The organism is Silvimonas iriomotensis (assembly GCF_014645535.1).
Lineage (GTDB): Bacteria > Pseudomonadota > Gammaproteobacteria > Burkholderiales > Chitinibacteraceae > Silvimonas > Silvimonas iriomotensis.
This window is the reverse complement of the sequence record NZ_BMLX01000002.1, coordinates 1,032,284-1,055,889: the sequence shown is the minus strand read 5'-3', so window position 1 is coordinate 1,055,889 and position 23,606 is coordinate 1,032,284. Positions and strand designations below refer to the sequence as shown.

Annotated in this window: 21 protein-coding genes and 3 tRNA genes; 12 read left to right on the top strand and 12 right to left on the bottom strand. The window is 59.0% G+C overall.

What is annotated here, in order from left to right; all coding sequences use genetic code 11:
* Positions 1 to 45: 45 nt before the first annotated feature.
* A complete protein-coding gene (locus IEX57_RS11395; RefSeq protein ID WP_188704426.1) occupies positions 46 to 1,644 on the bottom strand; it encodes an SAVED domain-containing protein in 1,599 nt (532 codons plus the stop codon).
* 400 nt (positions 1,645 to 2,044) lie between these two features.
* On the bottom strand, positions 2,045 to 2,683 hold the full coding sequence (locus tag IEX57_RS11390) for a hypothetical protein (protein WP_188704425.1): 639 nt from the start codon (positions 2,681 to 2,683) through the stop codon (positions 2,045 to 2,047).
* Positions 2,684 to 3,528: 845 nt separating this feature from the next.
* Between IEX57_RS11390 and IEX57_RS11385 the strand changes: the two genes are divergently transcribed.
* Both IEX57_RS11385 and IEX57_RS11380 read left to right on the top strand, forming a co-directional pair.
* A complete protein-coding gene (locus IEX57_RS11385; RefSeq protein WP_188704424.1) occupies positions 3,529 to 4,701 on the top strand; it encodes a replication-relaxation family protein in 1,173 nt (390 codons plus the stop codon).
* A 92-nt stretch (positions 4,702 to 4,793) separates the two neighbouring features.
* Entirely contained in the window at positions 4,794 to 5,108 is a 315-nt protein-coding gene (locus IEX57_RS11380) for a single stranded DNA-binding domain-containing protein (RefSeq protein WP_188704423.1), read from the top strand.
* 172 nt (positions 5,109 to 5,280) lie between these two features.
* On the opposite strand, the gene IEX57_RS11375 is transcribed toward IEX57_RS11380, so the two are convergent.
* From IEX57_RS11375 to IEX57_RS11350, 6 genes are all read right to left on the bottom strand, one after another.
* Positions 5,281 to 5,730 carry a mobile mystery protein A gene (locus IEX57_RS11375; RefSeq protein ID WP_229708976.1) on the bottom strand — a complete coding sequence of 150 codons (450 nt, stop codon included), beginning with the start codon at positions 5,728 to 5,730 and terminating at the stop codon, positions 5,281 to 5,283.
* Between the two features lie 598 nt (positions 5,731 to 6,328).
* The gene (locus IEX57_RS11370) at positions 6,329 to 7,618 is read right to left on the bottom strand and encodes a DNA primase family protein (RefSeq protein WP_229708975.1); all 1,290 of its coding nucleotides are present in this window, start codon (positions 7,616 to 7,618) and stop codon (positions 6,329 to 6,331) included.
* 342 nt (positions 7,619 to 7,960) lie between these two features.
* Entirely contained in the window at positions 7,961 to 9,700 is a 1,740-nt protein-coding gene (locus IEX57_RS11365) for a DUF6538 domain-containing protein (RefSeq protein ID WP_188704421.1), read from the bottom strand.
* Positions 9,701 to 9,816: 116 nt separating this feature from the next.
* Positions 9,817 to 9,892 (bottom strand) — tRNA-His (locus tag IEX57_RS11360).
* Between the two features lie 70 nt (positions 9,893 to 9,962).
* Positions 9,963 to 10,039: transfer RNA gene (locus tag IEX57_RS11355), tRNA-Arg, on the bottom strand.
* A 50-nt stretch (positions 10,040 to 10,089) separates the two neighbouring features.
* Positions 10,090 to 10,163 (bottom strand) — tRNA-Pro (locus IEX57_RS11350).
* Between the two features lie 119 nt (positions 10,164 to 10,282).
* On the opposite strand from IEX57_RS11350, the gene folD reads away from it, so the two are divergent.
* The 10 genes from folD to IEX57_RS11300 all read left to right on the top strand — a co-directional run bounded on the left by folD (position 10,283) and on the right by IEX57_RS11300 (position 19,041).
* Positions 10,283 to 11,137, top strand: a complete 855-nt coding sequence (gene folD, locus IEX57_RS11345) for a bifunctional methylenetetrahydrofolate dehydrogenase/methenyltetrahydrofolate cyclohydrolase FolD (protein WP_188704420.1) — start codon at positions 10,283 to 10,285, stop codon at positions 11,135 to 11,137.
* Positions 11,138 to 11,240: 103 nt separating this feature from the next.
* On the top strand, positions 11,241 to 12,266 hold the full coding sequence (locus tag IEX57_RS11340) for a quinone-dependent dihydroorotate dehydrogenase (RefSeq protein ID WP_188704419.1): 1,026 nt from the start codon (positions 11,241 to 11,243) through the stop codon (positions 12,264 to 12,266).
* Between the two features lie 277 nt (positions 12,267 to 12,543).
* Positions 12,544 to 13,125: an electron transport complex subunit RsxA gene (gene rsxA / locus IEX57_RS11335; protein WP_229708974.1), complete on the top strand. Its 582-nt coding sequence runs from the start codon at positions 12,544 to 12,546 to the stop codon at positions 13,123 to 13,125.
* A 10-nt stretch (positions 13,126 to 13,135) separates the two neighbouring features.
* Complete coding sequence (gene rsxB / locus IEX57_RS11330; RefSeq protein ID WP_188704418.1) at positions 13,136 to 13,702, top strand: electron transport complex subunit RsxB; 567 nt, start codon at positions 13,136 to 13,138, stop codon at positions 13,700 to 13,702.
* Complete coding sequence (gene rsxC / locus IEX57_RS11325) at positions 13,699 to 15,567, top strand: electron transport complex subunit RsxC (protein ID WP_188704417.1); 1,869 nt, start codon at positions 13,699 to 13,701, stop codon at positions 15,565 to 15,567. The genes rsxB and rsxC overlap by 4 nt, the downstream gene beginning before the upstream one ends.
* Before the next feature lie 24 nt (positions 15,568 to 15,591).
* A complete protein-coding gene (locus tag IEX57_RS11320; protein WP_188704416.1) occupies positions 15,592 to 16,638 on the top strand; it encodes an RnfABCDGE type electron transport complex subunit D in 1,047 nt (348 codons plus the stop codon).
* Positions 16,635 to 17,267 carry an electron transport complex subunit RsxG gene (rsxG, locus tag IEX57_RS11315; RefSeq protein WP_188704415.1) on the top strand — a complete coding sequence of 211 codons (633 nt, stop codon included), beginning with the start codon at positions 16,635 to 16,637 and terminating at the stop codon, positions 17,265 to 17,267. Before IEX57_RS11320 ends, rsxG begins: the two co-directional genes overlap by 4 nt.
* Complete coding sequence (locus IEX57_RS11310) at positions 17,264 to 17,965, top strand: electron transport complex subunit E (protein ID WP_229708973.1); 702 nt, start codon at positions 17,264 to 17,266, stop codon at positions 17,963 to 17,965. Before rsxG ends, IEX57_RS11310 begins: the two co-directional genes overlap by 4 nt.
* A gap of 12 nt (positions 17,966 to 17,977) precedes the next feature.
* Positions 17,978 to 18,340 (top strand): CidA/LrgA family protein, encoded by a 363-nt coding sequence (locus tag IEX57_RS11305; RefSeq protein ID WP_188704414.1) that lies wholly within the window; start codon positions 17,978 to 17,980, stop codon positions 18,338 to 18,340.
* Entirely contained in the window at positions 18,337 to 19,041 is a 705-nt protein-coding gene (locus IEX57_RS11300; protein ID WP_188704413.1) for an LrgB family protein, read from the top strand. Before IEX57_RS11305 ends, IEX57_RS11300 begins: the two co-directional genes overlap by 4 nt.
* Before the next feature lie 8 nt (positions 19,042 to 19,049).
* On the opposite strand, the gene IEX57_RS11295 is transcribed toward IEX57_RS11300, so the two are convergent.
* From IEX57_RS11295 to tsaA, 4 genes are all read right to left on the bottom strand, one after another.
* Positions 19,050 to 19,658 carry a hypothetical protein gene (locus tag IEX57_RS11295; protein ID WP_188704412.1) on the bottom strand — a complete coding sequence of 203 codons (609 nt, stop codon included), beginning with the start codon at positions 19,656 to 19,658 and terminating at the stop codon, positions 19,050 to 19,052.
* Between the two features lie 98 nt (positions 19,659 to 19,756).
* Positions 19,757 to 21,784 carry an ATP-dependent DNA helicase RecG gene (recG, locus tag IEX57_RS11290; protein WP_188704411.1) on the bottom strand — a complete coding sequence of 676 codons (2,028 nt, stop codon included), beginning with the start codon at positions 21,782 to 21,784 and terminating at the stop codon, positions 19,757 to 19,759.
* A gap of 113 nt (positions 21,785 to 21,897) precedes the next feature.
* Complete coding sequence (locus IEX57_RS11285) at positions 21,898 to 22,866, bottom strand: patatin-like phospholipase family protein (RefSeq protein ID WP_188704410.1); 969 nt, start codon at positions 22,864 to 22,866, stop codon at positions 21,898 to 21,900.
* The gene (gene tsaA, locus IEX57_RS11280) at positions 22,863 to 23,579 is read right to left on the bottom strand and encodes a tRNA (N6-threonylcarbamoyladenosine(37)-N6)-methyltransferase TrmO (RefSeq protein WP_188704409.1); all 717 of its coding nucleotides are present in this window, start codon (positions 23,577 to 23,579) and stop codon (positions 22,863 to 22,865) included. Before tsaA ends, IEX57_RS11285 begins: the two co-directional genes overlap by 4 nt.
* Positions 23,580 to 23,606: the final 27 nt, after the last annotated feature.

The following is a 23,606-nucleotide window of genomic DNA, read 5'->3' as shown; positions in this document are numbered from 1 at the left end:
AAACATTGGCGCCTTGGATGACTGGCTTGGCGCGAAGAGCCTTATCTATAGCCGCTTCAGGTCAATAACCTTGTTAACCAATAGCAGGCGTGCCATTTCCCCCGTCAGTTCCATGACGGGAACAAATTCTTGACCGGGTTCGTGGCACACCACTGTTGCATGATGACGAGCCTGAAGCTTTTGTCCCAAAATCACCAAAGCAGATACCGGCGCGCCGGCACAGAGTTGAATTCGCTTGCACTTCCACTGGTCTTGAAGGATGTACAGAGCCTTGTCTACTGCCTCTGCAAATAAGTCTTGGTCTCGCGGGTGAGAAATGATGTTGAAATGCGGATTAGCCACCTTGATTTCGATGGTGGGTATGGTCAAATTATTGTTCTGCTGACAGGCTTGTGTGAGACGCGATGTTTCAATATCAAAGGTGAGTGAAACTTTCAGGCATGCGTTTTCTGCGGGCACTTGCCCAGCATCAGGCACACGCAATATTTCGACTTTGTACTTGTCGTCCGTCGGGACATCCGCGTCCTTTGGCCAAGTCCATGACGCCGGGTTTCGGTGCGACTGGAATATATGGGTGCCTTGGTAGTCGCCGAGAATACGGCCCAGCAGAATCAATAGTGAAGTGCTGGTGATGCCAAAAACAGCCAAAGTGGGCCGCGATATACCCTCTGTGCGGTGAGACTCAAGCCCCGCGAGCTTCCGCTTAAGAGATGAAATGTCGTCTGGCAGCATGAGCGCAGCATGTTGCCAATAGTCGGTGGCGGTACTCGTTTGCGCGCCAGCTTCGACTCGAAATAACGGTGACAAGTCCTGACTCGCAGCACGCAACCCGGCCGCGTGCAATGCTTCATTGATTTTCGACATGCTGAGGTAGGGTACTTGACCCTCAATATTGCCAACTGCTGCAATCACCGTTACGGGCGGATAAGTGAGTGAATCCAGCAAACCCTTAACTTTGGCGATACTACGAATACGCATTTCATTCAGGACAGTTCTGGTGTACTTGGTGGGGTCCTGCCGGTCGATAAGACGGTGGCAACCATCACACATAAGCATGATGTTGTCCGGGTTATCGACTAGCTCCGCAGAAAGGACTGCTTCGCCCCTTGGGCCATCTTCAGAAGCGGCGACAATATGGGCGTAATAGCCCACGTTCATTTCTTTTCCGCTGGCTGTATGGGTGCCCAAGTCGGCACCGCAGCCATCAAACTGGCAACGCCACGCAGCACGATAGGCGACGATGGATTTGGTCTTGGGTGAGGCTTCGCCTTCACGTTTGTTTTTGGTGTTTAGGCCTTTCAGCCACCGGGAAATTGTGCTGGCAGCAGTAGTCGCTGCGAACTCTGGTAGCACAACTTCTTCAGAATATAAATCCGCCCGGGGAACATCCACCCAGCAAAACAGCTTTTTTTTCAATAACGGTTTTATTGTGTCGAAGCATGTTTGGCCAAAATCGCCCCGTGCCTTATCTTCCCAGAGCTCTTTGTCGTTCAAAGTTAGGATGCGTACGGTGTATGCATTGGCCAGTAGCATCACGGGCTGGCCGCGAGTTAGCGCGGCTTGCAGGAAGACCGCCAACTCTGCATCGGTGCTGGCATCGAGAACAACGGCGGCATGAAATTTTTCAGCAGTTTCGCGTTGCATTGGAACCACCTCCGGGCAGGTGCGCTGCCTCTAAATCTGGGCGCGGGTATAGTCAGATTGCAAAGGACGTAGGCGTCCTCTTACATCCAGTATGGCTGACTATATGGCGCGTTTGTCAGGTAGTCAACAGCGCATTTTTCTTGGAAGTTAACGGTAGAATCGTAATTTAATTGATAATTTTTCTACTTTTATGCGACGTTGTGAGAATTTTACAATGCGCATGCGTTGAAGTGCCTCGAACTGTCCCGAACCACATAAAACTTAAGGGTTACCCCCGAAGCTTTTTCTATAATGGCTACTGCGTGGCTTGATGCGCGCTCGCAACTTACGGTGTGAGGTTGCTTCGGTAAACTGCCTTAGTCGGAGCCTTTATGTTTACCGTTACGATATCGTTGGTGGCCTATTTTCCTGCATCCGTTACCTTCACCCAGCCGCCGCGCTGCAATGCTCGCATCAGGTTGGTTTCCCCGGTGCCGAGCAGTGCATTCCGAATCCCGGTCCAGGTGATGTTTACCTCTGACGTCTTCAAAGGCATATCTACCGGTCGGTTGCCGTAGCATCCTTGCCCCACGGCCGTTGTTGCGTCATGGATGGCCACCAGGATTCGGTGGAGCGGGTCCTGGCTGGGTGATGGGCTGCTGGTGTTTTGAAGTACCGTAACGACATCAGCCAGTTCTGCCAGCCTGCGTGCCGGCAAGGGGCGTTCTACTGTCAGCGGAATCGCTTCCTGCAACAGTGCTACGGCCGCAGTCAGTCGTCGTTGCGGGTCAAGCTGTTGCTCCCGGGCTTCATGCAGCCGTTCGCGTTCCCGGAGCCGAGCCGGTTCAAAAACCTTGTGTTCAAGCGTAGCAAGTTCTTCTGCGGTCAACGGCGCCTGGCCCACCGGAAAACCCGCTGGCAAGGAGGTTGCCGAAAGCGGCAGGCTCCCGACAGGTGTGTCCTGGGCATAGGCATGCGTATTGCCGTGGGTGCCTTTAGGAATCCAGGCCCGGCGCAGCAGGCGGGCCGTCCGATTGCTGATGCGAATGATGAGAGCCATAAGTGGGTGACGGGGTGGTTACAGATACCACGTATAGCTCCCTGTGCTGGTTAGCTGGCACCACGATGGCATGGTACGCCCGGAACGGTGGCGGCGCCTTACGCGCCACCGTACGCAGGTACTCGATGATGGCACCCTCGGCCTCGTTTCCAGCGTCAATCAAAAGGCCCGGCCCGACGCTACCAAACGGTTGCATCATGAAGGACCAGCGGGCGGATGGCGGGGCGTCCAGCCCTGTGCCTTGACGGACAACCGGCCGCGTATGCGGGTCGTACCTGCCACCGGGTCACGCCAGTGAGGATACAGTTGCTCGCGACAGGGCGGATGCGCGGGGGCGCACCCCCGCCGCCGGCTTGCGCATGCCCGGCTCACGGCCAGGTGAATACCTGACCCCGCCGCTGCGGGCCCCCGACTTTTGACGTCAAAACTCTAGTTTTGATGTCAAAAGCCGGGGCAAGCGGGGAAGTGCACATGCAGGAAGAACATTTGGGCCGTCGGTCCCGAAAACACATCCGGCATTGATGAAAGGTCTGGGGCCGGCGGCGGGGGTGCGCACCGGCGCAGCCGCTGCGAGACATCGGGCCTTGCCGAACGTCGCGATGAATACGTCGCAGCCGCGCCCCCAAGGCGCGAAGGCAGTCAGGACGGGAAGCACAGTTGCCCCTTGCGTCATGAATGCCGCCTGCAGGCCTTGATGAACGATGAGGGTCATTTGCGAGGTGTGCCGTAGTACGCAAAGAGGTCGTGCAATGGCCCTGGCTAGACGTGGCATCACCGGCACGCCGCTGCAGACGCTACGTGCTGTTGCGATATGCCGGTGACACGCCAACTTCCGGATAGTATCCATGCTCCACGACCAAACATCACCGTTCACGCCCAATGCAACAGATACGCCACCCTCCGCACCGGTGGCTTTGCCCGACCGCCACCGTCACCAAAAAACTGGTTCTCCAGTGGCACCGACCAAACAGCACGGTGTAGTCCGCGGCCTCACCACCGTGGTGGCGCCGCACGATTTGCAACAGCGTATCCAGTTGCGCGCACTGAGCGCGCTGAACCGGTTTCGCGTTATCAGGACGTTTGACATTGCGGTGCTCTGTTTTGCCGAGCGTCCCTTCAAAGCTGCGCTGAGCGCCGCGCAGCGTGCCATGCGCGGCCTCGTCAAGGCCGGGTACGTCCTGCGCTACCGCACTGACCGGTTCCAGCACGTCTACGCCCTGACGGTAGCCGGAGCCCGTTACCTCGAAGACGCAGGCATTGAGGCCGCAGCGTCAACACGCCGCGTGGCAGACATGACCAATCCCGAGCACCTGCTGTGGACGAGCTTTGTCGTCAACAGTTGTGAAGTACGTCGGTTGCGCGCGGAATCCGAAGCAGAGCTGCTGGTCCGCCTCGCCCACCTGAGCCATTCCGGGGCCGCCAGTGCCAGCGGGCTGCTGCAGGTGACCATTTCGAAATCCGGTCGTGACGTCAAACGTTGGTTGCGCCCCGATGCCCTTGCGCATGAAGCGGACGGCTGCACCTGGTTTGAAATCGACCGCAGCAAACGCGGTGCCGAACGCGAAGCGTCGCTGCGCGCGCTGTACCTCAAGGTCGGTTCAACACTGGGTGACGGTCACCCGCTGCGTCGTGTGGTGGTCTACGCCCGCTCCGAACGTATCTACGCCCGCGCCATCGCGCTGGCCCGGGAGCTGGTCAAACCGGTCAGCGAACTCGGCTATGGTGCGCCCGGCAGACGGTTGCTTCACGAAACCGAGCCCGGCACCTACGAAGTCTGGGGTGAGTTGAAAATCACCCAGGCGGACGGACGGCTCAGCCTGGCGCCGCATCTGTGCGGGCACGTCATCGTGCAGATGCTCCCCACCTGGTTGCCAAAGCTGCGCCTCGACGGACGCACCCCATATTCCGACACCGGCTGGTTCGGCGAGAACTACCTGCCTTATCGCCGTCCGCAAACCCTGTCCTCCTGGCCGCCCTTGTCGTCGGGCCTGCTTGCCCCTGCTGAAGAAACCGCATGACAGGCCAAATAGCCAGAGGCTGTTTTATCGGGCTCGCTATATGAAGCAGGGGGTGCATGGCACTCGTGTTTACTTCATATCAAGGGACGACAATGCAGGTTTTCGGCAATGCAACAGAGCCCGTACGCAAGGAAACAAAAGCCGGTGGCAAAGGCTATTTTGAATTCCGTATGTGTGAAAGCCAGCGGGGCAGCGACGCTGACCCGACCTGGTACACGGTGCGCATCATGAAGGACCAGGACCCGGGTCTGAAAAAAGGCGATTTTGTGAAGGTGACCGGCAAACTCAAGGCGGACTTCTACATGTCGCGGGAAGGCAAACCCACCGGCACATTGCTCATCATCGCCTTTGAGGCCGCCAAGCTGGCAAAACCGGTCGCCCAGACTGCAACTGCCACTGACGAGTAGAGCACCAACCGTGATTCACACACCGGCCCTGATGGGCCGGTTTTTTAATTCGATATTCCAGCAGGATTGTCTCACTCAGTGAGCCATACCTATCAGCAAAAACGACTGGACCAAAGCTCACCTGGCCAATCTTGTCGGGGGTGCGATGTGTGGCTAGGCTCTTTATTTGAAGCTATCGCCACAGGTCGGACCAGCGACCGCGAAGCAGTTCTGCTGCTCTTCGTTCAACCTGCTTGCGAAGATGGTCGGGTGCCGGGCGTTGGTCTTCCAGGTCCATGTTGTGTGCCACTTCGCTGACCTCCCGTAACGCAACTGAGCGCGCTTGGTCATCGATAACCTGCGTCAGTGGCTTCTTGGGCACCAGGGCATAGACCAACTCGCAGTCCAGCCCTTCAGCCAGTTTTCGCAGTTGGCCGAGCGTGATTCTCCCCTCAGCCTCTGCCAGCTCCGATTTGTGCAAGGTTGAACTGGCAATGCCCAATCGGGCTGCCTGCTGCCGCTCTGTGAGCCCTAATGATTCCCGGATGGTCTTCAGCCATCCCCGCTGCGGGGGCTGCCGCTTCGCCAAATCCGAATATACCTCGACCAAGTCCTGGACTTGCTCAAGTCGGAGCTGTCTCATCCTGGAATCCATTCTGCTAGCCTGTAGGGTATCAATGGTTCGTCAAATGATAGTCTGTGGTGAAGCAGATGTGGGTGGCGAATGATGCTTCCCGGTGCACGTCAACTTGATGTGATGTGACAGTGTGCCGCGGCGGTGCCAACGGATGTAACGGTGGTGGACAATGCCCTGCGCATCCGCTGGAAACCTGGTCACCTGGTCAGTTGATACCGTGCTGAGTCAATGAGTCAGGCAAAACACAACAAACTCTTGGTGGTGACCTGCACAGGGGGGAAGAGGTCATGTGCGTAGTTATCTTTATCTTCTTGACTCAGTTGACTCAGTTGACTCATTCAATGAAAAAGATATGGTTCCGGTGTTCAGACGGGCAGTGTCTATGTAGCCCCCGCGCCGATTTCACGACGAAAAAGCCGGTGGCCAGGCGGTGCGGTTGAACGGTCGCAGGGCCCTTGGCACACTTTTTTTGAACGGTGTTATCCATGTCTCGCAGTGCCGGTGCCGTCGCCAGCTTCAAGGGCGCTGGCGGTAAAAAGCGGGTCCATACGGACCCGCTTTGAGATGCACTATGGCCCATTTTCGGCCGGGAATGGGGGCGTTTTCAGGGCAGGCTGATGTTGCACTTGCGTTGCTGAACGCCGCCTTCCCGGGGGCGGGGTTTCTCCATGCCTGGCAGTTGTTTTTCAATACGCTTCCAGAACTGGGGGCCACTGCAGGGGGCCAGGACATTCGTTTTGCACCAGCCATGGTAATGGTCAAAGACGGCACTCTTGAGAGTGCTGGACCCTTTGGCGATTCCGATGTCGCAATCGCTAATCCAGGCAGCAACAGAGTCGGTGTTGACCTGAGCGTCGTGCAGTAGAGCCGTCATGCCAGCCGGCATTTCCGGGTCAAACCGGCCTCTCTGTAACAACCGGGTCAGGCCCTCAATAGCCCAGTTCAGGACCGCCGACAATTCGTTGTCGATGATGCGCTGGCCAAGCTTTGGGTCGCGCTTTGCCTCCGGAATGGTCACCGCAAACGGGATGAAATCCCAGCGCCGCCAGAAACCGGTGCTTTGGTCCGACACTACAGGAAGCTGGTTGCCCAGCACCAGCCATTTACCAAGAATTCGAGCCGAAACGGGGTCCTGGTATTTACGGTCAATGTGAACGAGTTCTCCGGCAATCATGGATTTGAGCAATTGCTCGTCAATCGGCTTGCGCGCCACTTCGTCAACGTAGATAAGGCTGGCATCCAGCAGGCCCGATAACTGGAAGTTGGAAAGCTGGGTCAGCGACGCCGCGCGGACCTGCTGGTGTAGGGCCTGCACGATATTGGCGAGAACGCCTTTGCCGTTGGCCCCGGTGCCAAGCCAGAACTGCGCACGCTGGAAGCGGGTGTCTCCCAACAGTGTATACCCGACGTATTCCTGGACCCGCTCGCGTATTGAGCAGTCAGGCAGTACCTCTTCGAGGAAGCTCGTAAAGATTGGCGCCTCACGGTTGTCGGGGTCAAAATCGCAGCCAAGTACATAGGTGAGCCCCAGTCTTGGGTCGGCAGGGTGGAGTAGTGGGTTGTGGTTGTCGTCCAGATGGATGTAGCCGTTTCTCGCCGGCAGCACAACCTGCCCGGACGCAAGCAGGGGCAGTCCTTCGGCAAACAACGTCGCCGCATCATAGGCACGCCGGACGTTTTCCTTGCTTGCCCAGGCCGGGTCGCGTTGCACAAGCCAGCGATAAATCTCCTTGTACATTTCTGTCTCGGTCTGGGATTGCCAGTGTGTTCCAGACCAGAAGTACAACTGTCCGTTTGCTGTCGCAACCTGTCTGTGGTTGACCAGATAGGCGGCGTATTCATGAGGTTCAAAAGAAGGGCGGGAAGCCATAATAGATTCATCATTCACATGCACGACGGGCGCCGGGAACGCGATGCTTCCCTCGGATGCGCACCCGATGCAGTGCGCGCTATCGAGCCCAACGTATGGATTGCAGTTTTATTTTTAGCGTGTGCAGTGCATTGGCCCGCACGTCAGAAATCGGAGGGCGCTGCTTCTGGGCGTAAAAAAGGTGGGCAATATGGCCGCCTTCTTGCTGGCTTAACAATCCACTTAAAAACTGGTTCTTGGCTCCTTGCGCAGTTGTGCCGTGACCTTGGCTTCGTTATGAACCTGGTCTTGCCCGCTTACCCGTACGTGGTTGCTGGCGGTTTAATACATGTCTTACCAGTCAGTCTTTAACCGCCAGCGTTCACGCTACATTTTCAGGGAAATGTAGCCCTTCCCCGGTTGCCATGGCTCCGCAGGAATGGCTGGAAAGCGAATTACTGCAAAGTGTTCTGCCATCAAACTCAGTGGCAAATCAGAACCATAATTGTCGGTAATTGCCCCGTCTCCAATGGTATGACCAAGGACTCTGCGCAAGTACGGGCGTGGGCATTCGGCTAGCTCCAACAGGTCTTTCATTGTATGCCGAAGCGAATACAGCACTTTTCTGGGGTCCTTGATGCCTACCGTTTTTTTGTAACGCCCAAAAAATTTCGAGAACGCACCTGACAGTTTCCCGTGCCAGTCTTTGGTGAGCTCCGGAAACAGTACCGATTCGTGCCGTTCTTTGCGCCACTCGATATAACGAAGCAATCCTAAATCAATGAGTTGCTGCGCGACTGGTATCTTGCGTGTGGAAGGCGCGTTTTTCAATGTGCGACGATGGCTATCCGGAATCGCTTTTTCGCGTGTGTTAGTTTCGAACAGGTCCATGTCTTCTTTGCAGGGACGGTCAATGATGTTGAAGTGCCAGCCTGAGTTGTTATCGTGCCTGATATCGCTGATAGCGAGTCCGGCAATCTCCTCGGGTCGGGCCCCGGTATAGAGCATCAGGAGGGGAATCCAGTAGCTGGCTTCTGCTGATTGCCCTCTAGAGCGCAGGTGTTGTGTGAAAATGCCGGAACCAAAAAGCATCGTCAGGTCATTCTCGTCCAACGAGAGGCGGCGCTTGCGGCGTTTGTTGACGCTACTTTCCTTGAATCCAATTGTCTGAGCCGCTGGGTTATGCGTAAGAAGATGTTTTCCGACGGCGATACGATAAATTGCACGAATCTTTGAAATTCGCTCATTGATGGTTTTTACGGCCAATCCGGCATCACGCATTTGCTGTACAAACTCCGTCATGTGACGAGCTGTAACTTCTCCCGGGAGGTTTATGCCCTTGGCTTTCACGGATTTGCAAAGGGAACGCCACGGGGTCTGAGATGCGATAGTTGTAGATTTGGGGCGTGCTTCGACATGCTCGCGCCAGGCATCAAATACAAGTTCCCATGATGGTTGCTGCACATCCTGGCCCGCGCGTTCGGGGGCCGCTACAAGAAGCGGGTGCCTGGCCTTTGCAGTGGCTTCATCAGCATCGACAATTTGCCCCCTTTGCCGTTCCAGCTGAAGCTCAAGTGTTTTGACCATCGTGCGCAAGAAGATGTATGCACTGTGTTGAGCATTTTCTTCCTTGATTGCCAGTTCCAAGCCGCACATTGACGAAAAGCTTTGCAGAACCGGCATTACATTCATGCTATTGCCCTGTGCCAGCATGCGCCGCAAGCTGGCGAGCGTTTCTTCAAGTTGAATGTTTATTTCGTCGAACTCTTCATCGTCCATTCCGTCTTTTCGGCGTTGCTCATCACCGAGCAATACTTGCTGAGACCAGAACGCGGCGATTTCTTGCGCCTGCTCAGGTGGTAAGCGGTAAATACGCTTGGTATTTTGTGACGCCATGGTCAGGGTAAGCTGGTTACGTTTTGCCTGAAATTCCGCATCTACACGCGAGGCTTCGACATTGCGCCGGATTTTTGCTTCGCGCAGGTCAGATGTATGCAGGCTACATACGATATGGGTCTGATTTTCAGGGTAAGTGGGAAGCAGCTCAATCGGGATACGCCGGCGAAAATAAATGGTACCGAGTGCGCCGCGACGGAAGGTGTGTTCTGGCAGTGTTGCGCTGGTCATGGATGGTGCTCCGAAAGTGTTGTGTCACAGACGGTGTAGCAACCCAAGCGCAACCTAAAATGCAAAAGGCCCGAATCATAATGAATTCGGGCCTAGATGCATTTTAGAACATTCGGTGGGGTGGCTGATGGGGCTCGAACCCACGACAACAGGAATCACAATCCTGGACTCTACCAACTGAGCTACAGCCACCACAAAACTTGCTGGTTTACGCAACGCATAAACCGTAAAACTGATTCTGCTGTACATCCTGGCCAGATATTGGCGCACCCGACAGGAATCGAACCTGTAACCTACGGCTTAGAAGGCCGTTGCTCTATCCGGTTGAGCTACGGGCGCCCGGATCAGGCTACATTTCTTGATTGTACAGAGCAGATTTTAATACAGGGTCGGGGCGGTGGGATTCGAACTCACGACCACCTGGTCCCAAACCAGGTGCGCTACCAGACTGCGCTACGCCCCGAACGAGACCGAGACTATAGCGAGGTTAAGATACTTACGTCAAGCCTGAAGATTGAGTCTATTACCAGAAAAATGAGACAATACTGCCCTTATCAATAAAACCAGTGCCGGAGCCCGCCTATGACAGCGCAAATTCTCGACGGAAAAGCCATCTCGCAGGACATCGTTCAGAGCGTGCGCGCCAAGGTCGATGCGCGCAAGGCGGCGGGTCATCGCGCACCGGCGCTGGCCGTGGTGCTGGTTGGCAGTGATCCGGCCTCTCAGGTTTACGTCGGGAACAAGAAGCGCCAGTGTGAAAACGCCGGCATTACTTCGCTGGCTTATGACCTCCCGGAAACCACATCCGAGGCGGAACTGGTTGCGCTGGTCGGCAAGCTCAATGCCGATGACGCAGTTGATGGCATTCTGGTGCAATTGCCGCTGCCGGCGCATATCAACGCTGAAAAGATTATCGAACTGATCGACCCGGTGAAGGACGTCGATGGTTTTCACCCGTACAACATTGGCCGTCTGGCGCTGAAGATGCCGCTGCTGCGTCCGTGCACGCCGCGCGGCGTCATGACGCTGCTGGAGCGTACCGGGATTGATCTGGTAGGCAAAGATGCCGTGGTAGTCGGTGCCTCCAACATTGTGGGTCGCCCGCAAGCGCTGGAGCTGTTGCTGGCGCGCGCCACCGTGACCGTGTGCCACAGCAAGACCAAAGATCTGGCGGACAAGGTGCGCGGCGCTGACGTGGTGGTGGCCGGTGTTGGTATTCCCAACTTTGTGAAAGGCGACTGGATCAAGCCGGGCGCGATCGTGATCGATGTGGGTATCAATCGCCTGCCCGATGGCAAGTTGTGTGGCGACGTTGAGTTTGAAGTGGCCCGCCAGCATGCATCGTGGATTACCCCGGTGCCCGGTGGCGTGGGTCTGATGACCGTGGCCACCCTGATGCAGAACACGTACGACGCCGCGGTCAACCGCAAGCCGTAAGCCGCAGTAATACAGGATGGACCGCCCCGGCGGTCCATTTGTTGTGGCCAGAGTCTGGCCGCACTTTTGTTTGTTGAACCGGATCATAAATACAAGACCGCTCATGCCTTATCCACTAGTTCGCCCGTTTTTATTCATGCTTGCCCCGGAAACGGCGCACCATTTCACGCTGGGCAGCATGAACTTTGCGCACGACCTCGGCCTGTTGCGCGCATTCATGCCGGCGCCCGTGTCTTGCCCGACCACGGTCATGGGCATGGAGTTTCCCAATCCGGTGGGGCTGGCGGCGGGCCTGGACAAGAACGGCGAGTGCATTGATGCGCTGGCTGATCTGGGCTTTGGCTATATCGAGATCGGGACCATCACGCCGCGCCCGCAACCGGGCAACCCCAAGCCGCGCATGTTCCGGCTGGTGGATTCTGAAGCCATCATCAATCGCATGGGCTTTAACAACGAAGGCGTGGACAAGCTGGTCGAGAACGTCCGCAAGTCGCAGTACAAGGGCATTCTGGGGATCAACATCGGCAAGAATTTTGATACGCCGATCGAACGCGCGGTTGAGGATTACCTGATCTGCCTTGAGAAGGTGTACGAGTACGCCAGTTACGTGACGGTGAATATTTCGTCGCCCAACACCAAGAATCTGCGCCAGTTGCAGCAGGCCGATGAGCTCTCCAACCTGCTGGGCGCGCTCAAGCAACGCCAGCAGCAACTGGCCGACAAACACGGCCGTTATGTGCCGCTGGCCCTGAAAATTGCCCCGGATCTGGATAGCCACCAGATTCAGGAAGTGGCCGACCGGCTGGTCAAGCATCAGATCGACGCCGTCATTGCCACCAACACCACCCTGTCGCGCGTGGGGGTGGAGCATCATCCGCACGGCGCCCAGGCTGGTGGTTTGTCCGGCGCACCGGTGCGGGCCAAATCCACGTCGGTGATCCGCGAACTGGCCGAAGCGCTGGATGGCGCATTGCCGATCATTGGCGTAGGCGGCATTTTGTCGGGCGATGACGCCGTGGAGAAAATCCACGCGGGCGCCTCGCTGGTGCAGGTCTACAGCGGCATGGTGTTCCGTGGCCCGGCGCTGGTCGAAGAATGCGCCTCAGCGATTGCCTCTATCCGGTACTAATGTGTGAGGGGAGAGGTGTGAGGGGCGAGGGGTAAAAGCCAGGCCGGCAAGCCAGGGTTTCATGGCGGGCACACCGGTTTTGCGCGGCACCTTCTTCCTTCTCACGCTTCGCCGCCTAGGCCCTTGATTATCAAGAAAATCATTGGCGTTCCTGATAAGCCATATCGGTTATATGGATAGCAGGATATAAAGCTTGCCCGGTATATCTGGAGGTTGGATAATCCGGGCCTCGAATGACAGATTTATCGATTCAATCGATATAGCGACGGTTCTGACGATGGGTTTGAATCACTATTTGCTCTTGCTGGTTGGCGCGGTGCTGGTCAACAACGTGGTGCTGGTGCGCATTCTGGGCTTGTGCCCGTTCATGGGTGTCTCCAAAAAGCTGGAGGCCTCGATCGGCATGGGGATTGCCACGGCCTTTGTGCTGACGCTGGGCTCGGGCTCGTCCTGGCTGATTGACCAGTTGCTGGTGGCCTGGCATCTGGAATACCTGCGCACGCTGTCATTCATTGTGGTGATTGCCGCCATCGTGCAGTTCACCGAAATGTTCATTCATAAAACCAGCCCGGTGCTGTATCAGGTGCTGGGTATTTACCTGCCGCTGATCACCACCAACTGCGCTGTGCTGGGTGTACCGCTGATCAACTCGGTACAGAAATACAGCTTTACCGAATCGCTGGTGTTCGGTTTTGGTTCTTCGTTTGGTTTCAGCCTGATCCTGATCCTGTTTGCAGCCATCCGCGAACGGCTGGATGGGGCCGATGTGCCTGCGCCCTTCAAGGGCACCCCGATTGCGTTCATTACTGCCGGCTTCATGAGCCTGGCGTTCATGGGCTTTACCGGCCTTGTGAAGTAACTCTGATCTTATGCTGACCTTTACGCTTGCCATCGCCATCATGGCGATTCTGGCGATCCTGCTCGGTGCTGTGCTGGGTTGGGCCGCTATCAAATACAAAGTCGACGAAGATCCGCTCGTGGACAAGATCGACGCCATCCTGCCGCAAACGCAGTGCGGCCAGTGTGGCTTTCCCGGCTGCAAGCCGTACGCCACGGCGATCGCCAATGAAGAAGCCGATATCAACCGTTGCCCCCCGGGCGGCGAAGACGGTATCCGCAAGCTGGCTGATTTGCTGGGCAAAGAGTTCAAGGCCCTGAACGCCGAAAACGGTGAAGAGAAGCCCAAGTCGGTTGCCATCATTGATGAAGCCACCTGTATTGGCTGCACGCTGTGCATCCAGGCTTGCCCGGTAGACGCCATCGTCGGCGCGGCCAAGCACCTGCACACCATTGTCTCCAGCGAGTGCACCGGTTGCGAGTTGTGCATTGCGCCGTGCCCGGTCGATTGCATCAGCATGCAGACCGTGGGCGAGACCGTGACCACCTGGAAATGGCGTTACCCCGTGATTCCGTTGACTGTAAAGGCCGCCGCATGAACGCACGTGCCGCGCTGGCCGCCACTTTCTTCCCGTTCCATGGCGGTGTGCATCCGCCGGAACACAAAGATGAATCTTCCGGCTCGCCCATTGTGGCAGGCCCGATTCCCGCTACCCTGGTCGTTCCGCTGCATCAGAGCATTGGCAACATGGCCAAGGCGCTGGTCAACGTGGGCGATGTGGTGCTCAAAGGCCAGATGATTGCCGCGGCCGACGGTACGGTGTCTGCCGCTGTGCACGCACCGACCTCCGGCCGCATTGTGGCGATCAGCCCGCAACGCGTGCCGCACCCGTCCGGCTTGCTGGAATACTGCATCACCCTTGAATCTGACGGCGCAGACCGCTGGATTGAACGCACGCGCTTTGACTGGCGCAATGCCGACGGCCGCGCCATCCGCGATTACCTGCGTGATATGGGCGTGGTGGGTCTGGGCGGCGCGGTGTTCCCCTCGCACCTGAAAATCGGCGGTGCCAAAGATGGCCTGGATACCCTGGTGATCAACGCGGCCGAGTGCGAACCCTTTATTACCTGCGACGACCGTCTGATGCGCGAACGCGCCAGCCAGATCGTTGAAGGCATCAAGATTCTGCAGCAACTGTTGCAGGCCCGCGAAGTGCTGATCGGGGTAGAAGACAACAAGCCCGAAGCCGTTGACGCCATGCGCGCGGCCATTGCCGGTTGCGAGTTCAAGATTGACGTCGTGGTGGTGCCGACGCTGTACCCGTCCGGCGGCGCCAAGCAACTGATCAAGCTGCTGACCAATAAAGAAGTGCCGTCGGGTGTGCGCTCTACCGACCTTGGCGTGCAGTGTTTCAACGTGGCCACCGTGTACACCATCTACCGCGCCATCGAACACGGCGAGCCGGTGATCAGCCGCGTGGTGACGCTGACCGGCAATGTGGAACGCCCCGGCAACGTGGACGCTCTGATCGGTACGCCGATTGCGGACCTGCTGGCGTTTGCCGGCAACAAGGCGGATTCGGATTCGTACATCTACGGCGGCCCGATGATGGGCTTTGAGATTCCGGGTACGGATGTCGGTTTGTCCAAGGCCGGTAACTGCATCATTGCCAAGAGCAGCGGCCTGTTCCCGCCCAAGCCGGCAGAAATGCCGTGTATTCGTTGCGGCAAATGCGCCGATGCCTGCCCGGCAGAATTGCAGCCGATGGACCTTTACTGGTTCGGCAAGAGCAAGAACTTTGGCAAGGCGCAGGAACGCAACCTGTTCGACTGCATTGAATGCGGTGCGTGTGCCTACGTGTGTCCGTCCAATATCCAGCTGGTGGATTACTTCCGGTTCTCCAAGTCTGAAATCTGGGCGGCCGAGAAATCGAAGAAAGCCGCCGACCAGGCGCGCGAACGTCACGAGTTCCGCCAATTCCGCGAAGAGCGGGAAAAGCGCGAGAAGGCCGAGCGTCTGGCTGCCAAAGCCGCACAAAAGCATGAAGCCGCTGCCAGCTCTGCTGACCCGGCCGACGCTGAGCGCGCCGCCAAGATCAAAGCCGCCATGGAGCGCGCTGCCGCCAAGAAAGCGGAAGCTGCCGCACAAGCGGGCGAATCTGCCGCGCCGGCTGATGCAACCGCTGCGCCGGTCACGGAGGCCGTTGCTGCCCCGGTAGCCGAGGCCGCACCCGTCAGCCAGCTTGATCCGGAAAAGGCCGAGCGTATCCGCGCTGCCATGGAAAAACGCGCCGCCGAAAAAGCGGAGCAAGAAGCCATGAGCCCGGAAGAAAAAGCCGCGCGTGAGGCGGAAAAAAAAGCCAAGATCGAAGCCGCCATGGCCGCCGCCGCTGCCAAAAAGGCCGCCAAAGCTGCTGAAGCAGCCAAGGCCCAGGGCGATCAGGCCGATGGCTCTGGCGCATAACCAGTCACAACAAAACCAATACCGATGAACACGTCTCCGTTCTTTATCAAACCCACGCCACTGCAAGTGGTGATGTTCAAGGTCGCGCTGGCGCTGGTGCCGGCGATTGCCGTCTATACGTATTCGTTTGGCATTGGCGTGCTGGTGCAGATCACGCTGGCGACCATCGCCGCGCTGGTCACCGAGGCGTTCTGCCTGAAGCTGCGCAATTACCCGATCAAGCCGTTTGTGACCGATGGCTCGGCCATTGTCACGGCGTGGCTGATGGCGCTGTCGTTCCCGCCGCTGGCCCCGTGGTGGATGATTGTGGTGGCGGCAGTGTTGTCGATTGCGCTGGCCAAACATATGTACGGCGGTCTGGGTCAGAACACTTTCAACCCGGCCATGGTCGGCTTTGCCATCATGATCGTGTCGTTCCCGGCGCAGATGTCGCGCTGGGCCGCGCCGTTTGGCGTGTTGCCGCAAAGCCTGGACTGGTCTGCCCAGTTGTCCTGGATTTTCACCGGCCACCTGCCGGCAGGGCTGGCCTTTGACGCCATTGCCTCGGCCACGCCGCTGGATACCGTCAAGACACAACTCATGCAGCACGCCAGCATGAGCCATATTTTCCAGTCGCCACTGTTTGGTTCCATTGGCGGTATTGGCACCGAGTGGATCACCGCCGCGTACTTGCTGGGCGGTCTGTATCTGCTGTGGCAAAAACTGATCCCGTGGCAGATTCCGGTGACCTTTCTGGCCGTGCTGGGTGGCGTGGCGGGAATCTTCCATCTGGTTGATCCGGCGCATTACACCTCGCCGCTGTTCCACTGGTTCAGTGGTGCGGCCATGCTGGGCGCGTTCTTCATTGTGACCGATCCGGTAACCGGCCCGACTACGCCGCTGGGCCGCGTGATCTTTGCCGCGCTGATTGGTCTGCTGACTTATCTGATCCGCGTCTTCGGTGGTTATCCGGACGGGGTGGCGTTTGCGGTACTGATCATGAACCTGGCCGCCCCGTTCATTGACCAGTACACGCAGCCGGCGGTGTTTGGCCGCAAGGGCCAACAGAAGAAAGCAGGGGCGCAATCATGAAAACCATGGTGGCCAATGGCGTGCGTGGCGCGCTGACCCTGCTGGCATTCTCGTTTGTGTTTACCGCGCTGATGGCCGGAACCTACGCGCTGACCAAAGATATTGTTGCCAAAAACCAGGCAGATGCCGAGCGTGCCTTGATTGCGCAGGTCTTGCCCGCAGGTTCTTATGACAACAACCTGCTGGCCGATAAGCAGATGGTGTCCAAGGCCGATGCCAAAGCGCTGGGCAACGATGATGCTTCTGCCATTTACCTGGCCAAGAAATCCGGCAAGACGGTTGGGGCAGTGATTGAAGCCACCGCGCCGGATGGCTACGCCGGCAAGATCAAGCTGCTGGTGGGCGTAGCGCCCAACGGCCAGATTCTGGGCGTACGGGTGGTTGATCATAAAGAAACCCCGGGCCTGGGCGACTATATCGATGCTGCGATCTCTAACTGGATTGACCAGTTCAAGGGGAAAGGCCTGGGTAACCCGGCGCTGGAGCGCTGGAAAGTAAAGAAAGACGGTGGCGATTTTGACAGCCATGCCGGCGCCACCATCAGCCCGCGTGCCGTGGTCAAAGCGCTGGGCAAGACACTGGTTTACGTAGACGCGCACAAAGCGGGTCTGTTTGGAGATGCATCATGATGATTAGCCGCCAGGAAGTCCGCGACATCAGCCATAACGGCGTGTGGAAGCAGAACCCCGGTGTCGTGCAGATTCTGGGCATGTGTCCGACGCTGGCGATGACTACCTCTGTGGTCAACGGCGCCAGCCTCGGGATCGCCACTGCGCTGGTGATGGCCTGCTCGGGCGCGGCGGTGGCGCTGCTGCGCCAGTTTGTGCCCAACGAGCTGCGCAACCCGATCTACATCCTGATCATTGCGGCCGTGGTGACCATCGTTCAACTGGCCATGAATGCCTACATGCACGCGCTTTACAACGTGCTGGGCATTTTCATTCCGCTGATCGTGACCAACTGCATTGTGCTGGCACGCGCAGAAGCGTTTGCCAGCAAGAACGGCGTGATCCAGTCCGGCCTGGACGGCTTCATGATGGGCATTGGCGGCACCGTGGTGCTGGCGATCCTGGGCGGTATCCGTGAAGTGCTGGGCAAGGGCACGCTGCTCTCCGGCATTGATCTGGTATTTGGTGCTTCGGCCAAATCCTGGGTGATCCACGTCATTCCGGCCGACCTGAACTACCAGTTCCTGTTCATGATTCTGCCGCCGGGCGCGTTTATCGGGCTGGGTCTGCTGGTTGCCGGCAAGGCCGCGCTGGATCGTCGTGCTGCTGAAGCGGCCCGCCGCCGCGAAGCAGAAGCCTCCACCCCGCTGGCTGCCTGAGCCCGGGCCGCCGTGCTGTACGGGCTGGCGGTCATTCTGGGTTTTCTCGTGGCTGGCGAGGCCGCGAGTGATTTTCTCCATCTGCCCTTGCCGGGCACCGTTTCCGGCATGGTACTGCTGCTCATCTGGTGCCTGATCCGCAAAGGCGCCGATGCGCGCACCGCACAGGCCGCCACCGGCCTGTTGCGCTATCTGGGGCTGTTCTTCCTGCCGGCTGGCGCGGGCGTCATGGAACTCTCTGGCCTGTTGCGGGAACAGGGCGGGGCCATGGTCGCGGTGCTGGTGCTCTCTACCCTGGTGACCTTGCTGGTCACCGCGCTGACACTGGCCTGGTTGCTCAAGCGCCGGCCCGCGCACAAGGATGACGCAGCGTGAGCGCGTGGCAGAGTCTGCAGAACTTCCCGGCGACCTGGCTGGCGCTGACCTGCGCGGCCTTCCTGCTGGCCGATTATCTGTATCTGAAGTCGGGCCGTTTTGCGCTGCTCAATCCGGTACTGGTCGGCATCGTGCTGGTGATCGTCACCCTCTTGGCTTTGCAGGTGCCGTATGCCACGTATTTTGCCCAGGCCAAACTCATTCACTTCTTGCTGGCGCCCGCGACCGTGGCGTTGGCGATTCCGCTCTATATCAATATCCAGCGCATGAAAGCGATTGCCGGGCCGTTGCTGCTGGCCGTGGCCGTGGGTAGCGTCACCGGCATTGCCAGTGCCGTGCTGCTGGGCCGCTGGCTGGGTTTGTCGATGCCGGTGCTGTTGTCGTTTGCGCCCAAATCTGTCACCACGCCGATCGCCATGGCCCTGTCGGCGCGGGCGGGTGGCTTGCCGTCGCTGACGGCCGGGATCGTGATCGTGACCGGGATTATCGCCGCCATCTTGCTGGTGCCTTTGCTGCGCTGGCTGCGCATTGATGATGACCGCATTGCGGGCGTGGCGGTCGGCGTGGCGGGGCATGGTATTGGTACGGCACGCGCGTTTCAGGTATCTGAAACCGCAGGCGCATTTGCCGGGCTGGCGATGGGGCTTAACGGCTTGCTGACGTCGCTGCTGTTGCCCTTGCTGCTGGCCATCTTGCTGTAGCGTAAAGCTCAGGCGGTTTCTTCAAAGTCAGACACTGCGGGCAAGTCCGGCGGCTGGTAGGCGCTGAGCTGGCGTGCCGCCAGGGTCTGGCGCGCGTTGATCTCTTCCATGGCTTCGTCTTCCAGCTTTTGCGCGTCTTCGGCGGCAGAGAGTTCTTCTGCTGACGGGCTTTCCGGCGCCAGCGAGGTTGCCATGATGATACGCGCGGTGCGCAGGGTTTCTTCGGGAGTGCGGCCTTTGCGCAGGTTGATCTTGCGGCGGCCAAAGATCACGGAGCGGGCACCGTCGGGTTCGACGATCAGATGGTGGTAAGGGGAGCCGCCAGAAGCGGGTTCAGAGGCGGTGGAAGTGGCTTCATCCTGGTTTTGTGCGTATTCCGCTTCAGGCGGCGGTCGTTCCGGGGCGTGCGCATCGCCCTGACCGCCTTCGCCGTGGTGGCCGCCACCATCCGGATGCGCGCGCAGCAGGGCTGCTTCCAGCTCCGCGCGGGCCTGGTTGGGGTTGCCGCCGCCATGCTGGTCAGTCGCGTCAGCAGCCAGGGTGCTGCGTACGCTGTTGGCCATGATGGGCGACGACGCAAAGCTGGAAGAGAGCGGTGAAACCGGCGCATTGGCCAAGGTCTTTCCTCCTTAAACCATTGATGCAACACAGCATTTCAACTTCAGAGGATTGCAGGAGTTGACAGGGAGGGCCAGCCGGATCGACGAACGGTCGGTCAGACCTTGAGCAAGGCTTCCCGGCCCGGCAGCCATCTTTCCAGGTGGGCAAGGGCCGTCTGGCGCTGGCCGGCCAGCAAGGTTTCTGCCACTTCACGCGCGGCATCCAGCAAGTCGGCATCCCGTTCCAGATCGGCAAAGCGCAGCATGGGCACGCCCGATTGCCGTACGCCGGCCAGTTCACCCGGCCCGCGCAAGTCCATATCCTGGCGGGCAATCTCGAAACCGTCGGTGTTCTCGTAAATCACGCGCAGGCGTGACTTGGCGTTTTCCGACAACGGCCCGGTATACAGCAACACGCACAAAGAAGCATGCGCGCCCCGGCCTACGCGGCCCCGCAACTGGTGCAATTGCGCCAGCCCCATGCGCTCGGCGTGTTCGATCACCATCAGGCTGGCGTTGGGCACATCCACGCCGACTTCGATCACCGTGGTGGCAACCAGCACCTGAATGTCGTTGGTCAGGAACTGCGCCATCACCGCCGCTTTTTCATCGGGCTTCATGCGCCCGTGCACCAGCCCGACCGCAATGCCGTTCAGTTCCAGCGTGAGCTGCGCATGGGTATCCACGGCGGTTTGCAGTTGCAGGGCCTCTGATTCTTCAATCAGCGGGCACACCCAGTACACCTGGCGGCCTTCTTCCACCTTGGCGGCAATGCGGGTGATCACTTCGTCGCGCCGGGCATCCGAAATCAGTTTGGTGACGATCGGCGTGCGGCCCGGGGGCAGTTCGTCGATCACGCTCACGTCCAGATCGGCGTAAAAACTCATCGCCAGCGTGCGCGGGATCGGCGTGGCGGACATCATCAACTGGTGCGGGCTCTGGCCTTTCTCGCGCAGGGCCAAGCGCTGCGCCACGCCAAAGCGGTGTTGTTCATCGACAATGGCCAGCCCCAGGTTGGCAAATGTCACCTGGTTCTGGAACAGCGCATGCGTGCCGACAATCAACGGTGCAGTGCCCAGCGCGGCGTCTTCCAGCGCCTCGCGCTTGGCCTTGGCTTTGAGGCTACCCGCCAGCCAGGCGACGCGAATGCCCAGCGGCTCCAGCCAGGTTGCCAGTTTGCGGTAATGTTGCTCAGCCAGGATTTCAGTCGGCGCCAGCAGCGCCACCTGGTAGCCGCATTCCATAGCCTGGCAGGCGGCCAGCGCGGCGACGATGGTTTTACCGGCGCCGACATCGCCTTGCAGCAAGCGTTGCATGGGGTGTGGCTGGGCCAGATCGTGATTGATTTCGGCCAGCACTTTCTGCTGCGCGCCGGTCAGGCCAAAGGGCAGGCTGGCCAGCAAGCGCCGCGCCAGTTCGCCCGGCGGGTTAATCACCGGCGCATCTTTCTCGCGCCGCTCGGCACGCGCCATGCGCAGGCTCAGTTGCTGGGCCAGCAGTTCATCAAACTTGAGCCGTCGCCACGCCGGGTGCGTGCGTTCAGTCAGCTGGATGTTGGGGATATCGGTTGTCGGGTTATGCAGCAACAACACGCTGCTGCGAAAATCCGGCAAGCCCAGTGGCTCGGTCATCGCCGCGGGCAGGGTGTCTGTCAGGCTGCAACCCGACAACGCCTGGTGAACCAGCTTGGTGATCTGGTGTTGCGCCAGCCCGGCTGTGGTGGAGTAAACCGGCGTGAGCACTTCATTCAGACGGGTGCGATCCGTCACGCTGCGGATTTTGGGGTGGACCATCTCATCGCCCCAGAAACCGTGACGCACCTCGCCATACAAACGCACGCGCTTGCCCACTTCAAGCTGTTTGGCGGCGCTGGGGTAGAAGTGGATCAGGCGCACAACCAGCACGCCGGTGTCGTCGACCACGCGGGCTACCAGTTGCCGGCGCGGGCGGAACTGGACATCGCAACTGTGGACTTCGCCTTCCACCAGCACCGGGCCGCCGCCAAAGCCGGATTCGTTGATAGGGACGAGTTGGGTTTCGTCCTCATAACGCAGCGGCAAATGCAGGACCAGATCAAACGGGCGCGTCAGGCCCAGCTTGAGCAGTTTTGATTTGAGAGCGGGTTGGAGTTGCGCAAAATCCATGGACTAAGGTGAGAACGCTCGTTCTGTTTGGCGCTACTGTAGCGGCTTTACGGCAAAAACCCAAATCAGGACGTCATCGGCACCGGCCTGGCGCAAAGCCGGTGCGGCCCGAATCAGCTTGCCGGATGCACCAGTTGCGTGGCGCGGACCGAGTTCAACTGCCTGGCGATCATCTGCTGGCGCTTTTCTTCCAGCTTCTTTTTGATCTCTGGCATGGCGGCCAGCGCGGCGCGTTCGCCTTCCAGAATGGCCTGGTTTTTCTGGTCAAAATCGGTCGGGCCAATCTGGCCAACCTTGGGACGGATCACGATATCGGCGCGGGTCAGTTCTTGCTCGCCCAGCTTCTGACCCATGATGGCGATGGACTGCGTGACAATGCTCACCAGCCCGGCCGGGTTCTTGCCGTTGGCCTTGGCCGAGATATCCACTGCGATCACAAAGTCGGCGCCCAACTGGCGCGCGGCGTCCACCGGCACCGGGCTGACCACGCCGCCATCGACATAATGCTTGCTGCCAATGGCCACGGGTTCGAACACGCCCGGCACGCTGCTGGAGGCACGGACGGCCTGGCCGGTATTGCCACGCACAAACACGGTGCGGTTACCGGTCTCGATTTCGGTGGCGACGGCGGCAAACGGCTTGTTGAGTTTTTCAATCGGCCGGTTGGCAACAAGCTGGTTCACGTAGTCCTGCAGCTTCTGGCCTTTGACCAGCCCGCCAGACAACAGGCTGACATCGCGCACGGACGATTGATCCAATGAGAACGCGCGTTCCTGCAGGGCGAAGGCATCCATGCCGCTGGCGTACAAGCTGCCCACCACGCTGCCGGCGCTGGTGCCAGAGACTTCATCGGGCACGATGCCGTTGGCTTCCAGCATCTTGATCACCCCGATATGCGCAAAGCCCTTGGCGGCGCCCCCACCCAGGGCCAGCCCGACTTTGACCTTGACCGGCGGCGACGGCGGCAAGGGCGCGGGCGTCGGCGTGGCGGCAACAGGGGTAGGCGGGTTGGCCGAACATGCGCCCAACAGCACTGCGGTGGCGATCAAGGCGGGCAAAGACAGGAACTGCGAGCGTTTCATGGGGTATCCAGCGATTCAACAAAAGCACTGCGGCCATCGCAGCGCCATTTCACATCAAAGTGGTACAGGCGGATGCCATAAACCCGTTGCGGATCATCGGCATAAGCCGGGCGCGGGTCTTGGGCAAGCACTTCGGTAATCAGTTCAGCCAGGTGCGGATGGCTGGCCTGGCATTTTGCACACTGCGCCAGCGCGGTGGGGCTGAACGTCACGGCCAGCCGTTCCGGCGCTCCGCCGACAAAGCCGCTGCGCGCATCCGGCCGGCTTTCGACGTAGGGAATATACGGTTTGATATCCAGGATCGGTGTGCCATCGACCAGATCGACGCCGCGAAAAGTCAGGGTGACTTTGTCGGTGGTGTCGACGCTGGCCAGCTCCACCAGCGACAAACCCAGCGGATTGGGCCGGAAGGGCGAGCGCGTGGCAAACACGCCCATGCGCTGATTGCCGCCCAGACGCGGCGGGCGCACGGTGGGGCTCCACTGGCCGGCGGTCTGATGGAACACAAACGTCAGCCAGACGTGGCTGAAGTCTTCCAGCCCGCGCACGGCTTCCGGGCGATCAAAAGGCGGCAGCAATTGCAGCGTAGCAATGGCATGCGGGGCCAGGCTGGGCTGGCGCGGAATGCCGAACTTGTCGGCAAACGGCGTGCGCAAATGGCCAATGGGCGAGAAAGTATGGATGTCGTCGGTCACGGGGGGCGATTTTGCCATTCTGGCCGCAATTTGCCCATGCGGCTG